The 12,764-nt window shown below is 66.7% G+C and carries 13 protein-coding genes; 8 read left to right on the top strand and 5 right to left on the bottom strand.

Annotated elements, in window-relative coordinates:
• Positions 1 to 83: 83 nt before the first annotated feature.
• The 6 genes from CXB49_RS03980 (at position 84) to CXB49_RS03955 (ending at position 3,895) form a co-directional block, all read left to right on the top strand.
• The gene (locus CXB49_RS03980; protein ID WP_101707180.1) at positions 84 to 332 is read left to right on the top strand and encodes a DUF2282 domain-containing protein; all 249 of its coding nucleotides are present in this window, start codon (positions 84 to 86) and stop codon (positions 330 to 332) included.
• A gap of 58 nt (positions 333 to 390) precedes the next feature.
• Positions 391 to 1,221 (top strand): DUF692 domain-containing protein, encoded by an 831-nt coding sequence (locus tag CXB49_RS03975; RefSeq protein WP_101707179.1) that lies wholly within the window; start codon positions 391 to 393, stop codon positions 1,219 to 1,221.
• Positions 1,208 to 1,975, top strand: a complete 768-nt coding sequence (locus CXB49_RS03970; protein ID WP_101707178.1) for a DNA-binding domain-containing protein — start codon at positions 1,208 to 1,210, stop codon at positions 1,973 to 1,975. Before CXB49_RS03975 ends, CXB49_RS03970 begins: the two co-directional genes overlap by 14 nt.
• Positions 1,972 to 2,442 (top strand): DoxX family protein, encoded by a 471-nt coding sequence (locus CXB49_RS03965; RefSeq protein ID WP_101707177.1) that lies wholly within the window; start codon positions 1,972 to 1,974, stop codon positions 2,440 to 2,442. Before CXB49_RS03970 ends, CXB49_RS03965 begins: the two co-directional genes overlap by 4 nt.
• Positions 2,443 to 2,515: 73 nt before the next feature.
• A complete protein-coding gene (serB, locus tag CXB49_RS03960) occupies positions 2,516 to 3,364 on the top strand; it encodes a phosphoserine phosphatase SerB (RefSeq protein ID WP_101707176.1) in 849 nt (282 codons plus the stop codon).
• A 9-nt stretch (positions 3,365 to 3,373) separates the two neighbouring features.
• Positions 3,374 to 3,895 (top strand): hypothetical protein, encoded by a 522-nt coding sequence (locus CXB49_RS03955; protein ID WP_101707175.1) that lies wholly within the window; start codon positions 3,374 to 3,376, stop codon positions 3,893 to 3,895.
• A gap of 17 nt (positions 3,896 to 3,912) precedes the next feature.
• Here the strand turns inward: CXB49_RS03955 and moaA are convergent, their stop codons facing one another.
• Positions 3,913 to 4,887: a GTP 3',8-cyclase MoaA gene (gene moaA, locus CXB49_RS03950; protein WP_101707174.1), complete on the bottom strand. Its 975-nt coding sequence runs from the start codon at positions 4,885 to 4,887 to the stop codon at positions 3,913 to 3,915.
• Between the two features lie 530 nt (positions 4,888 to 5,417).
• On the opposite strand from moaA, the gene CXB49_RS03945 reads away from it, so the two are divergent.
• Positions 5,418 to 7,340 (top strand): protease pro-enzyme activation domain-containing protein, encoded by a 1,923-nt coding sequence (locus tag CXB49_RS03945; RefSeq protein ID WP_101707173.1) that lies wholly within the window; start codon positions 5,418 to 5,420, stop codon positions 7,338 to 7,340.
• Between the two features lie 384 nt (positions 7,341 to 7,724).
• Here CXB49_RS03945 and CXB49_RS03940 read toward each other — a convergent pair whose 3' ends face one another.
• From CXB49_RS03940 to CXB49_RS03930, 3 genes are all read right to left on the bottom strand, one after another.
• Entirely contained in the window at positions 7,725 to 9,713 is a 1,989-nt protein-coding gene (locus tag CXB49_RS03940; RefSeq protein ID WP_101710593.1) for a methyl-accepting chemotaxis protein, read from the bottom strand.
• 206 nt (positions 9,714 to 9,919) lie between these two features.
• Positions 9,920 to 10,210, bottom strand: coding sequence for a glycine zipper domain-containing protein (locus CXB49_RS03935; protein WP_101707172.1), 291 nt, complete (start codon positions 10,208 to 10,210; stop codon positions 9,920 to 9,922).
• Between the two features lie 115 nt (positions 10,211 to 10,325).
• On the bottom strand, positions 10,326 to 11,066 hold the full coding sequence (locus tag CXB49_RS03930; RefSeq protein WP_101707171.1) for an acetoacetate decarboxylase: 741 nt from the start codon (positions 11,064 to 11,066) through the stop codon (positions 10,326 to 10,328).
• A 226-nt stretch (positions 11,067 to 11,292) separates the two neighbouring features.
• Between CXB49_RS03930 and CXB49_RS03925 the strand changes: the two genes are divergently transcribed.
• Positions 11,293 to 11,610, top strand: coding sequence for a hypothetical protein (locus CXB49_RS03925; RefSeq protein WP_101707170.1), 318 nt, complete (start codon positions 11,293 to 11,295; stop codon positions 11,608 to 11,610).
• Here CXB49_RS03925 and CXB49_RS03920 read toward each other — a convergent pair.
• Positions 11,607 to 12,653, bottom strand: coding sequence for an oxidoreductase (locus CXB49_RS03920; RefSeq protein ID WP_101707169.1), 1,047 nt, complete (start codon positions 12,651 to 12,653; stop codon positions 11,607 to 11,609). The two genes, CXB49_RS03925 and CXB49_RS03920, sit on opposite strands and share 4 nt — an antisense overlap.
• Between the last annotated feature and the right edge of the window lie 111 nt (positions 12,654 to 12,764).

Raw genomic sequence — 12,764 nt, 5'->3', positions numbered from 1 at the left:
GCTGGCAAGGCCGGCCGCTTTGAGTACCATACGCCCGGACACGGCGGCCTCCGCCGCCGGGCGTCCCAAACCAGGAGTCAGACATGAAACAGAACCAAGCCCTGATCGCATCCGCCCTCGGCGCCGTCATCGCCATCGGCGCCCTCGCCTCCGCCCCGGCCGCCGCCGCGGAAAAGGAAAAGTGCTTCGGCATCGCCCAGGCAGGCAAGAACGACTGTGCGTCCGGCAGCCATGCCTGCGCTGGCCAGGCCAAGGTGGACAAGGACCCGGCCGACTGGAAATACGTGGCCAAGGGCAGCTGCGAGAAGCTGGGCGGCAAGTCCGCGAAGTAATCGCCGATCCCATGACGGCCCGCATGCCCGCGGGCCGCCCTCCTCCCGGAACACCAGCATGACCTTGACCACGCTTCCCGCGGCCTGCGGCATAGGCCTGCGCGCCCCTCACTATCGCGAAGTCCTGGACACCCTGCCTCCGCTGGGCTGGGTCGAGGTGCACAGCGAAAACTTCTTCGACGGCGGCACACCGCTGGCCATGCTGCACCGCGTCGCCGCGCGCTGGCCGCTGTCGCTGCACGGCGTCGGCCTGGGCCTCGGCTCGGCCGCGCGCCCGGACCGCGGCCATCTGGCCTCGCTTCGTCGGCTGATAGACGAGGTGAATCCCGCCGCGGTGTCGGAGCATCTGTCGTTCAACCACTCCCCGCACCGCTACGTCAACGACCTGCTGCCGATACCGTACACCCGCGCCGCGCTGGACGCCGTCGCCGGCCACGTCGCGGAAACCCAGGACACGCTGGGCCGGACCATACTGCTGGAGAACCTGTCCAGCTATGTGGAATTTCCGGGCAACGAGATGAACGAGGGCGAATTCCTGGCCGAGCTGGTCCGCAACACCGGCTGTGGCGTGCTGCTGGACGTCAACAATCTCTACGTCAATCGCATCAACCTCGGCACCGACACCGACGCTGTGCTGGCCGCGCTGCCGGCCGACGCCATCGGCGAAATCCACCTGGCCGGCTACAGCGAACGCGAAGGCATGCTGGTGGACACCCACAGCCAGCCGGTGCACGACGGCGTCTGGCGGTTCTACCGCGAGATCGTCGAGCGGCTGGGCCCGCGTCCTACGCTGATCGAATGGGACCTGGACATCCCACCGCTGGCCGAGCTGCGCGCCGAGGCCGCCAAGGCCCAGGCGATACTGGAGAGCCGCGATGAACTGGCATGACTGGCAGCACGCGCTGCTGGAGGCGATCGCCGATCCAGCGCAAGCTCCCGCCGCCGCCGCGTTGGGACTGGCCCCGGCGGGGCTGGCGGTCTACCGCAACAATTACCGCATCGGCCTGATCGACACGCTGGCGCACAGCCATCCGGTCTGCCGCGAGCTGGTCGGCGGGGACTTCTTCACCGCGCTGGCGCGCGAGTACGCCAAGCGCCATCGGTCGGACAGCGGCAATCTGCACCGTTACGGCGCCGGTTTCGCCGACTTCGTCGCCGGCTTCGAACCCTGCCGCGAGCTGCCCTATCTGGCCGACGTCGCCCGGCTCGAATGGGCGATCCACCGCAGCTACTACGCCGCCGACGCCGAAGCGCTGGACACCTCGGCGCTGGCCGCCTTCGCGCCCGGGCAATGGGAAGCGCTGCGCTTTTGGCCGCTGCCCGACGTCGCGCTGTGCCGCGCCGGCAGCCCGGCGCTCAGCATCTGGCGCGCCCATCGCGAACACGCGCCGTTGGACGGGCTCTTGGCGCTGCCGGCGGAAAACGCGCTGGTCTACCGCGAGCGCGGAGAAGTGAAGACCTTGGCGTTGGACGACGCCCGCCACGCCTTTTACGCCGCGCTGTTCGGCGGCGCCACGCTGGCCGAGGCCGCGCCTCGGGCCCAGGCCATAGACGCCGGCTTCGATCTGCAGGCGGCGCTGCTGGGCCTGTTCCAGCCGCCGCTGCTGGCCGCCATCGACGCCGGACAAGGAGATATCCAATGAATGCGATTGCCAGACCCGCGGTCTGCGCCTACCGGCTGCTGATCCGCTATACCGACCTGCTGCAGCCCTTGGTGTTGCTGCTTCTCAGGCTGTGGCTGCTCGATGTTTTCTTCCGTTCCGGCCTGACCAAGATAGACGACTGGGACATCACGCTGGCGCTGTTCACCGACGAATACCACGTGCCGCTGCTGCCGCCGGCCGTCGCGGCGGTGATGGCCACCTGCGGCGAGCTGGGCCTGTCCTCGCTGCTGGCGCTGGGCCTGGGCGGACGCTTCGCCGCCGCCGGCCTGTTCATTCTGAACGCGGTGGCGGTGATCAGCTATCCCGGCCTGACCGAAGCCACCCGCCAGTTCCACTATTTCTGGGGCGCCCAGCTGCTGGTGCTGCTGGCCTTCGGACCCGGCCTGCTCTCCGCCGACGCCCCGCTCAAACGCTGGCTCGCCGGACGCTGCGCCAAGACCGCCTGAGCGCAGATACCGGGGCGGCAGCCGGCGCAAGACGTGGCATAATGAAAGCAACCGTCTTGACGCCTATCGCACCATGAGCACACTGAAAACCCTGGTCGTACTCGCCCCGCAGCCGGATCCGCTGCATATCGACGATATCGCCGGCCTGGCGGAGGCGCCGCACCGCGATCATCCGCGCATCGACGTGGTGCGGATGCGCGGCGCCGATCCCGCCCGGCGCGCCGAGGTTCTCGAACGCTGTCGCCGTCACGGCTACGACGCCGCCTACGTCGACGATGGTCGAAGCTTCGCCGATTTCCGTCTGCTGGTTTCCGACATGGATTCGACGCTGATCAATATCGAGTGCATAGACGAGATCGCCGACATCAAGGGGATCAAGCCGCAGGTGGCCGAGATCACCGAGCGCGCGATGCGCGGCGAGCTGGACTTCGCCGCCGCCCTGCGCGAACGGGTGGCGCTGCTGGCCGGGCTGCCGGAAGACGCCTTGCGCCAAGTGTACGAACAGCGGCTGCGGCTGAATCCCGGCGCGCTGGAACTGCTGGCCGCCTGCAAGCGGCACGGCGTCAGGACGCTGCTGGTCTCCGGCGGCTTCACCTACTTCACCGACCGGCTGAAAGCCGATTACGGCCTGGACCAGGCCTACGCCAACCAGCTGGAAATCGTCGATGGCCGTCTCACCGGCCGGCTGGTAGGCGACATCGTCGACGCCGAAGCCAAGAGAAGGCTGCTGATCGCCACCCGCGACGCGCTGGGACTGGCGCCCGGCCAGGTGCTGGCGGTCGGCGACGGCGCCAACGACCTGCCGATGCTGCACGAGGCCGGCGTCGGCATCGCCTATCATGCGAAGCCCCGCGTCAGCGCCGAAGCCGACATCGCCATCGAGCACGGCGGCCTGGACGCCATTCTGCGGTTGTATCACTGAGCGACGACCATGCCGGATAAACAAGTCTCCCCCCTGCCGCTGCTGGACACCGTCAGCTTCGACGCCGAGCTCCCCTTTCTCGCCCAGCCGCTGAATGGCGATTACCCGCCCCGGCTGCAGCGCGAAACCCGCTTGGCAATGCGCGTGCTGGCGGCCCCCGGCGAAACGCCGGAAGACACCAACCCCGCGTTGATGCGGCTGGAAGCCAAACTGGACCTGGCGCTGGAGGTGTCGCTGCTGGCGCGCCACCCGGACCGGCCGGCCTGCGCGCCCTGCCGCCTGGGGCTGCACGCGGCGGCCTGGCAGGACAACCAGGCCTGGCAGCCCGGGCAAGCCCTGCTGCTGTCGCTGTATCCGAACCCGGATTCGGCGCTCAGCCTGTTCCTGTACGGCAAGGTGACGCTGTGCCAGCCGATGGGACAACGTTTTCTCGCGGTGGCCGACATCAGCGCCTCCTTCGATCAGGACACGCTGCTGATGTGGGAAAAATGGGTGTTCCGCCGCCACCGCCGGGCGATCCTGGAGCGCTAGGCGCCCGCCCCCGGTGCTCAGCCGCCGGTCATCGACATGAAGCGCACCAGCTTCTTTGGCTGCTCGCGAAACTCGTGCCGTTCCGGCTTCAGCTCTATCGCCTCGCGAATGGCCGCCTCCAGGCCGGCGTCGTCGATGCCGGCGCGCAGCAGCGGGCGCAGTTCCATCTTCTCGTCCTGCCCCAGGCACAGGTACAGCGTGCCGTCCACCGACAGCCTCACCCGGTTGCAGCTGGCGCAGAAATGCTGCGAGATCGGCGTGATCACGCCCAGCGAGAACGCGCCGTCGCGGCTGCTCCAGTAGCGGGCCGGACCGCCGCCCAGCTCGCGGGCTTGTTCGACCAGATCGAAGCGGAGCCGCAGGCGCTCCAGTACCGGCTGCAGATCCAGATAATGCGCGGCGCGGCCGGTCTCGCCCATCGGCATCGCCTCTATCAGCCTCAGGATCAGGCCCTGCTCGACGCAGAAAGCCGCCATCGCCTCGATCTCGGCGTCATTGACGTCGCGCATCGCCACCATGTTTATCTTGATCGGCGAGAAGCCCGCCGCCTTCGCCGCCGCCAGGCCCTCCAGCACCTTGGGCAGGCTGTCGCTGCCGGTGATGCGTTCGACGCAGTCGCGCCGCAGCGAATCCAGGCTCAGATTGATGCGGCTGACGCCGGCGGCGCGAAGCGCGGCCGCATGGCGCGGCAACTGGGTGCCGTTGGTCGTCAGCGACAAATCCTGCAGCCCCGGCAGCGCGGACAATCTGGCCGCCAGCGCCGGCAGATCGCGACGCAGCAGCGGCTCGCCGCCGGTCAGCCTGACCCGGCGCGTGCCCAGCCGGGCGAATACCGCCACCACTCGCTCGATCTCGTCGAAGCTCAGCCAGTTGTCCGGCTCCTCGAAATGCTTGAAACCCTTGGGCAGGCAATAGTTGCAGCGCAGATCGCAGCGGTCGGTCACCGATAGCCGCAAATACTCGATGCTGCGGCCAAACCGATCAATCAGCATGTTTCCTCCAACCTGGTTGCGCCGTATCGATTGGTCGCCGCGGGCCAGACAATCTGTCTGTATTTCGACAATCGGGCAATTCAATATCTCAACAGCCAAAGAACTCTATCTGAATTGTACTTCAGCCCGCCCCCCGCCACCGATCAATCCGATCGATAGTTGACAAAATCCAAATGTTTCCCGGACAAGCGACGCGGAACCGCCCTCTGCCGCCATCGATGGTCCGATCGCCGGCCATCGCGGTCCGCCGCCATCGTCATTACAGTCAAAGCGCTCTCTATTTATATTTCATATCAAGAAGTTGGAGAGGTCTTGCCGGCAAGTTCGCTACATAGAACTTTACAAAATACCCAACTTGCAATAATCGGCCGTTCCTATACTGGTCCCGCCAATTTATTCAAATTGGATAGGTCGGAGCGACAAACTGAAGCCGAAACGCGCCGCATGGCGCGTCGGCGAAGGCCACGCGCCCATCCCGGCCGGATCGCGCCACAAGCCGCGGCCCACACCATACAAAGGAGAAAATCAACATGACAAAAACATTCAAAATAAGCAGTCTGGCCGCCGCCCTGTTGGCCGCAAGCGCTTCCGGCGCCATGGCCGCCACCGCAGCCACCGCCGTCGACCTCGGCAAGGTCGAGCAAGCGGCGCCGGCGCAGAAGCTGACCGTCACCGTCGCCCTGCACTTGCGCGACCGCGACGCCGCCGCCCGCTATCTGCAGGAAGTCCACACGCCGGCCAGCCCGAACTACCACCGCTTCCTGAGCCCGGCCGAATTCCGCGCCCGCTTCGCGCCGACCGACGCCACCGTCGAACGAATCAGCGCCCGCCTGCAGGCCGCCGGCCTCGGCGTCAAACGCATAGGCGGCTCGCTGCTGCAGGTCAGCGGCCCGGCCGCCGCCGTGCAGAAGGTCTTCGGCGCCGAAGTCCACGTATTCCAGAACAAGACCGCCGTCCAGGGCGCCTCCCGCTATATCGCGCCGGTTCGCGCCTCCGCGCCGACTGTGGATCTGAGCGACGTCCAGGCCGTGATCGGCCTGGACAGCCGCCCGCACTTCCGCCCGCATCTGCGCCAGTTGCCCAACCACCTGCAACCGGCCGCCGGCAAGAGCAGCGCGCCGGTCACCGGCGGCAACGCGCCCGGCCAATGGACGGTGACCGACCTGGCCCGCTACTACAACATCACGCCGCTGTACAACAAGGGCGTGCACGGCAAGGGCGCCACCATAGGCATCGTCACGCTGGCCAGCTTCACGCCGTCCGACGCCTTCCAGTACTGGAGCCAGCTCGGTCTCGCCACTGATCCGAACCGGCTGACGGTGGTCGACATCGACGGCGGCCCGGGCGCCCCCAGCGACGACGGCGGCTCCGACGAGACCACGCTGGACGTCGAGCAGTCCGGCGGCATCGCGCCGGCGGCCAAGATCATCGTCTACCAGGCGCCTAACACCACCCAGGGCTTCGTCGACGCCTTCGCCCAGGCGATAGAGTCCAACACCGCCGACACCCTGTCGGTCAGCTGGGGCGAATGGGAATGGTTCGATCAGCAAAGCCAGGCGGCCGATCCGGTTAACGGCAAGACCACCAATGTGCTGCAGGCCTACCACGATCTGTTCCTGCAGGCCGCGCTGCAGGGCCAGACCCTATTCGCCGCCGCCGGCGACTCCGGCGCCTACGACGTGAACCGCGCCGCCGCCTTGCCGCAGTACAGCAAGGTGCTGTCGGTGGACAGCCCGGCCAACCAGCAGTTCATCACCGCCGCCGGCGCCACCACCGTGCCCGCCACGCTGACCTTCCACCCGAACGGCAAGGCGATGCAGGTCAAGATCGCCAGCGAGCGCGCCTGGGGCTGGGACTACCTGGATGGCTTGTGCAAGGCGCTGGGCAAGGACTCCGTGGCATGCGGCATCTTCCCGGTCGGCGGCGGCGGCGGCGTCAGCGGCTGGATCAGCCGCCCGTTCTATCAGAACTGGGTGCCGGGCATGCAGAACACGCCGGCCGGCCAGCAACTGGTCGACAACAGCCAGACGCCGCCGCAGGTGATCGCCAGCGTGCCGGCCCACTTCAAGGGCCGCAACGTGCCGGACATCTCGATGAACGGCGACCCGGAGACCGGCTACGTGGTCTACTACACATCCAGCAAGAACGGCTTCTCGGTACTGAGCAACAACGGCGGCACCAGCTTCGTCGCGCCGCAGCTGGCCGGCATCACCGCGCTGTTGAACCAATCGATGGGCGGTCGCCTGGGCCTGCTGAACTTCTCGCTGTACGGCCTGTTGGCCACCGGCCACGCCTATCACGGCTTCGGCCACCACGGCGCGCCGCTGCGCGACGTCACCGCCGGCGGCAACTGGGGCTACGCCTCGCACCGCGGCTACGACCAGGCCACCGGCGTCGGCGTGCCGGACGTCGCCAACCTGGACGCCGCGCTGCGCCGCTACTTCTGGTTCTGAGACCTCCCGCAGCAATGAGAAACGGCCCCTCGCGGGGCCGTTTTCCTCAATCCCGGCAGGCGCCTGCGCAAAGGTTCCGGCGAGCGCTGCCGCAAGAAGACTTCGGGCAGGCTCTCAGAGCCTGTTTACGATCTTTTTGCGGCATCGGCGGTTTTCTGCCGGATGCAGGGCGCGGAAAACGGCCCGCCGCAGTGTCGTTCACTGCCAGGGACGTTTGACAAAGCCATGCGCCGGCAGAACACCGCCCCGAAAGGCAGCCCAGCCAGCAGGCCATCTGCCGCGTTGTCAGGCTAGGCCTTGGAATCACCAAGGCCTACGCCCTCCGCCTTGCATCTGGCCTGCTGGCTGGGCTGCGCTGCTTGAAAAAAGATCGTGAACAGGTTCTCAGCGGCCGCCGGCGTGGCGGAAGCGGTCCACCAGCTCCGCCAATTGCGACGCCGCGCCGTTCAGCCGCCTGGACAGCGCCGCCACCTCCCTCACCATGTCGGAGTTCGACTCCGCCAGCGAGGCGATGACGCTGATATTGCTGGCCACCTCGCTGCTGGCCAGACTCTGCTCGGCCATCGCCGCCGCCGTGCCCTGGCTCTTGCTGGCCGCCTCGGCCGCCTCGCCGTGTATGTGCTCCAGATCGCCGACCGTCTGCCCGACCATCTGCATGCCCGACTCCATCCGCTGCCTGGCCTCCTGCATGTGCATTGCCGCGGTCTGCGTTTCCGAACGGATGTCCTCGATCAGCGCGGTGATGTCCAGCGTCTCCTTGCCGGTGCGCTCGGCCAGTTTTCTCACCTCGTCGGCGACGACGGCGAAACCGCGGCCCTGCTCGCCGGCGCGCGCCGCCTCTATCGCCGCGTTCAGCGCCAACAGATTGGTCTGGTCGGCGATTTCGCGGATCGCGGTGATGATGGAGCGAATATCCTCGGACTTGCGCTGCAGGGTTTCGATGCGGCCGCCGGCGTCGTCCAGCACGCTGGCGGTCTGGCTGATCGCGGTGGCGGTGCTGCTCATCCGCTCCCGGCCGCCGGTGACGCTGCTCTGCATCTGCTGCGCCACCGTCAACGACAGCCGGGTATTGTCGCTGACCGCCTCGATGCCGGCCGTCATCTGCTCCACCGCCGCCGCGATCTGCGCCGCCGACTGGCTTTGCGTGCTGGAAGCGTCGGCCGCGCGTTGCGAAATCGACAGCATCGCGTCGGCGGCCTCCACCACCTGATGCGCATTGTCCTTCACCTGTCCCAGCGTCTGGGCGAAAGCCTCCACCAACTGGTCGAAGGCCAGGCCCATCCGGGCGACCTCGTCGCCGCCGTCTATCTGCGCGCGCGGCCCCAGGTCGAGATCGCGGCTCATCGTCGTCATCAAGCGCTCCAGGTACAAAACCGGGCCATGGACGCTGCGATAGATCAGCCATCCCATCGCGCACAGCAACAGGATCACCAGTCCGCAGCCCGCCATCGTCCATTGCAGGTCGCGCCGCGCCTGATCGACCTTGCCCGACACCTGCTGCGCCAGGCTCTGCAGCAACTGGTCCTGCAAACTCTTCAGCGCGCCGATGCGCGCGGTAGTGGCCTGGAACCAGTCGGTCGCGGCCATGCCCAGTGCTTGGCCCAGCGGCGTCTTGAACAGCTTGTCGCGCATGCCCTGCACCCGCTGGTTCTCCGGTCCCTGCTCCAGCGCGTCCATCTGGCCGCGCAAGGCTTCCGGCGCCATCAAGGCGAACTGGCCCTTGCAAGCCTGCTGCTTCGCCGTCAGGCCGGCCGCCTGCGCGAACGCCGCCTGATCGAAAGCCCCGGTATTGAGCATGCCGTTGACGAAACCGCGCTCGCGGCCGGCAAACTCCTTCTCGCACTGCAGGCTGAGCAGCGCCGCGGTGCTGCGCAACAGATCGCCGTCGCTATTGGCCTGAGCCAGATTCGCGATCAGGCCGATCAGGCCGTCGATGCGCTTGGAGTAGGACCCGAACGCGTCGGCCGGCGCTACGCCGCGCTCGGCCACCTTGCCGCGCAAGGCCTGCAACTCGCCCAATTGGCGCACCGTCTCCTTGGCGTCCGTCTGAATCGCGTCATCGCTCAAGCCATCGGTCTGGCGCTGAAAAGCCGCCAGGCTCTTGTCGCTGGCGCTTCGCGCCTGATTCAGCGCCTCGGGCAGGGCCGCCGCCTTGCCGCTGAGAAAACCGTTGCTCAGGCCGCGTTCGGCCTGCAAATCATGAATCAGCTGGCTGGAGTCGACAGCCAGCGCGATCAGCCGGTCGGAACGCTGCATTTCGTCCAGCGTATGCAGACGGTCCCGGGCCAGCACCATCGCCAGCACGATCATCACAAGCGAAAACGGCACGATCAACAGCAGCAGCTTATTGGCCAGCGACAGTCGCGACAACATGATCCACCTCTCCCAGACATCGAATGCGCGGCCGGCGCCCACCCCGTTCACGCGCGAACGAGACGCGCCATCCATCGGCCCCGGAAACTCCGGCGCGGCGGCAATGGCCGCAGTCCGCGCCACTACTCTTTCTAGTCGAGCAATGCAAAAAGCGCCCGGAATCCGGGCGCTTTCGCGGCAATAGGGCAGGCGAAGCCTGCCGCCGATCAACGGCAGCGGTGATGGCGGTGATGACGATGGCAACGCTTGTAGCGCGGCCTGTCGTCGTCTCTGCGCTCGGCGTTGCGGCCGTAATTGTTGCCGATGGCGGCGCCAGCGCCGCCGCCGAGCGCGCCGCCCAGGATGGCCCCGTCGCGACCGCCGACCGAATGACCGATCGCCGCGCCCGCCGCGCCGCCGAGCGCGCCGCCGACGATGGTGCTGGTGGCGGTATCGGCGCAAGCCGCGCCGGCGGACAGGGCCAGGCCCAGGGCAAACATCAGAACGCTAGACTTCATTGCTATCACTCGCTGGAAAATCGAAGCCAAAGCATAAGGCCTGCCCTGGACCGCGTCTGTATCCGAATGTTAGCAATTGTTCGCATTCATTTACATGCCTCGCCCGCCCCCGTCACTACTGCTGCAAATAATCGAAAGCCACCACCCCGAGATCCAGCGTCAGATCGCAAACGAAATGCCGCGCCGACAATACCTCCAACACCGGCAGCCGGGACACCGGCGCCAGGGCGTGCGGATGCAGCTCCAACGAGCCCGGCGCGCTCCAGGCGCCCTTGATGGTGACATCGGTGGTGTGATAACGCACCAGCTCGCAGATCCGCGGCGTGCCGTCGACATGGGGAATGATCTTCAGCAGGAAATTCGGCTCCGCCAGGCTGGCCAGCAAACCGGCCTGGTCCAGCGTCTGATACTTGTAGCCCATGGTGCCGGTGGCGATGCGCACCGGGCCGAAATCCAGACTGCCGACCAGCGTGTCCTGATGCACCTCCAGCCGGGGACGGCCCGCCTTCTTCGGAAACCCCCACAATTCGCGCCCGCCGGCCAGCGGCGGCTGGTCGTCCAGGAACATCGAATGCACATAGCTGCCGCGCACGCCCTGGAAGGTCACCGGAATCACCTGCCCGCTCTCGGAATAATCGCCGAAACCGGTGGAGTCCGGCATCCGAATGAATTCGTATTTGACCACCGGCTCCGCCGGCAGCAACGGCTCCGGCAACACGGCCTCTATCGCCGCCGGATCGGTCCGATAAGTGATGACCATGTACTCCCGGTTGACGAAACGGTAGGGACCGGGTGGGAAGGCCGGGCTGGTCAGCGGCATCGCATAGGCGTGCTGCCGCACTTCTTGCTGTTTCATCGGAGTCCTCCTCATATCAAAGCCGCAAGCGCGGCGGTATCTGGCGGGCAAGGCTCACGATAGGCCGGCGTCCGCCAGACCTCAATATGCTGAACGGACAGCGGCGGCATCAGCGCCTCGATTCCCGACTCGCGGCCAGGGAGTTGACGCACACCTCAAGCCCGACCATGATGGCAGGCAAACCAAGCTAGACGACACCACACCCGGCACCGGGACAGGACAGCCAATGAACGCAGCCAAGAAAATCCGCCGTTTCATCGAAGAAGGACACGATCCGCAACAGATGCAAGTTCTGAAAGAGCTGGCCGCCGCGCTGGAAATGGGCCGCTCCTTCGACCTGAGCCAGCTGTACGACATCGATATGCGCTACTTCGACGTCGCCATCGATCTATTGAAGGATTGGCGCTTCGACCACCACATCAGCTCGCGCAGCAAACTGCTGGAACAATTGCTGACCGAAATCGCGCCGCAGATGCGCGCCGCCGCCAGCGCGGAGGAAGTCATCGCCGTAGAGACCGGCGACAAGAAGAAAACCAAGCGCTAGCCAGCCAGGCTGTCGGCCGCCGTCTGCCAGGCCTGCAGATCGGCGCTGCGCAGCCCCAATTCCAGCAGCGCCATCACCCGCCAGGCTTCCCGCGCCGGCACCGGATTGGCTCCCTTGGCCAGGATAGCGTCGCGCACCATAGGGTAATACCGCGTGTAGGCGCCGTCCGGGCCGGCATAATCGCCAGCCCCCCCCTCCGCCCCCATCACGCGCCCAGGTTGCGGATCCCGCCCCCAGCCCGATATTCCCGGCAGAACGCCGGCCCGCAACGCATCCTCCTGCGGGTCCAGTCCATATTTGGTGAAGCTGCCCTCGGTCCCGTGCACGATGAAACGCGGCCCGGCGTCGGCCACCAGCGTGCCGGCATGCAGCAAGACCCTCTTGTCCGGATAGCGCAGCAGGGCGTGGAACCAGTCGTCGCCGACCGCGCCATCGCGCAATACGGCCAGCTCCAGCAGGATGGCCTGCGGCAGACCGAACAACTGCACCGCCTGATCGAGCAGATGCGGTCCCAGGTCGTACCACAAACCGGCGCCCAGTACATCCGACTCGCGCCAGCGCTGCCTCACCTGCGGCCGGTAGCGATCGAAATGCGACTCGAAATGCACGACGCGTCCCAGCCTCCCGTCCTGCAACAAGCCGCGCAAGGCCAGAAAATCGGCATCCCAGCGTCGATTGTGAAATACCGACAACAGCCGGCCTTCGCGTTCGGCCAATTCGCATAATTGCCGGGCCTCCTCGGCCCGCAGCGTGAACGGCTTGTCCACCACCACGTGCTTGCCGGCGCGCAAAGCCGCCTCAGCCAGCGGAAAGTGACTGTCGTTCGGCGTGGCGATCACCACCAGCTCGATATCGTCGGCCGCCAGCAAATCCTCCGCCGCGGCGAACAGCCGAACGCCAGGCAGCGCCGCCCTCACTTGTTCCGGCCTGCTGGACGCCACGGCGACCAACTCTACGCCATCGGCCGCCTGCAGCAAGGGCGCGTGAAAAGTCGCGCCGGCATAGCCGTATCCCAATAAACCCGCCCGCAGTCGTTCAGCCATCTCGTTCCTCCAGTCGAAGACGCCATGATACGTTGGCGCGCGGTAGAACCGAAATCCCGAGCGGCCGTCCGGAAACGACAAAGCCCCGCCGGATTGCTCCGGCGGGGCTGT

Source organism: Chromobacterium sp. ATCC 53434, assembly GCF_002848345.1.
Lineage (GTDB): Bacteria > Pseudomonadota > Gammaproteobacteria > Burkholderiales > Chromobacteriaceae > Chromobacterium.
Note: the sequence above shows the minus strand (reverse complement) of the source record. Positions and strands in the feature narration are given on the sequence as shown.

What these genes read in the sequence shown, in the direction of transcription:
- CXB49_RS03930 (WP_101707171.1), bottom strand. Translation starts at nt 11,066, where the DNA reads ATGAAACAGCAAGAAGTGCGGCAGCACGCCTATGCGATGCCGCTGACC.
- moaA (WP_101707174.1), bottom strand. Translation starts at nt 4,887, where the DNA reads ATGCTGATTGATCGGTTTGGCCGCAGCATCGAGTATTTGCGGCTATCG.
- CXB49_RS03970 (WP_101707178.1), top strand. Translation starts at nt 1,208, where the DNA reads ATGAACTGGCATGACTGGCAGCACGCGCTGCTGGAGGCGATCGCCGAT.
- CXB49_RS03975 (WP_101707179.1), top strand. Translation starts at nt 391, where the DNA reads ATGACCTTGACCACGCTTCCCGCGGCCTGCGGCATAGGCCTGCGCGCC.
- CXB49_RS03940 (WP_101710593.1), bottom strand. Translation starts at nt 9,713, where the DNA reads ATGTTGTCGCGACTGTCGCTGGCCAATAAGCTGCTGCTGTTGATCGTG.
- CXB49_RS03920 (WP_101707169.1), bottom strand. Translation starts at nt 12,653, where the DNA reads ATGGCTGAACGACTGCGGGCGGGTTTATTGGGATACGGCTATGCCGGC.
- CXB49_RS03965 (WP_101707177.1), top strand. Translation starts at nt 1,972, where the DNA reads ATGAATGCGATTGCCAGACCCGCGGTCTGCGCCTACCGGCTGCTGATC.
- CXB49_RS03955 (WP_101707175.1), top strand. Translation starts at nt 3,374, where the DNA reads ATGCCGGATAAACAAGTCTCCCCCCTGCCGCTGCTGGACACCGTCAGC.
- CXB49_RS03945 (WP_101707173.1), top strand. Translation starts at nt 5,418, where the DNA reads ATGACAAAAACATTCAAAATAAGCAGTCTGGCCGCCGCCCTGTTGGCC.
- CXB49_RS03925 (WP_101707170.1), top strand. Translation starts at nt 11,293, where the DNA reads ATGAACGCAGCCAAGAAAATCCGCCGTTTCATCGAAGAAGGACACGAT.
- CXB49_RS03980 (WP_101707180.1), top strand. Translation starts at nt 84, where the DNA reads ATGAAACAGAACCAAGCCCTGATCGCATCCGCCCTCGGCGCCGTCATC.
- serB (WP_101707176.1), top strand. Translation starts at nt 2,516, where the DNA reads ATGAGCACACTGAAAACCCTGGTCGTACTCGCCCCGCAGCCGGATCCG.
- CXB49_RS03935 (WP_101707172.1), bottom strand. Translation starts at nt 10,210, where the DNA reads ATGAAGTCTAGCGTTCTGATGTTTGCCCTGGGCCTGGCCCTGTCCGCC.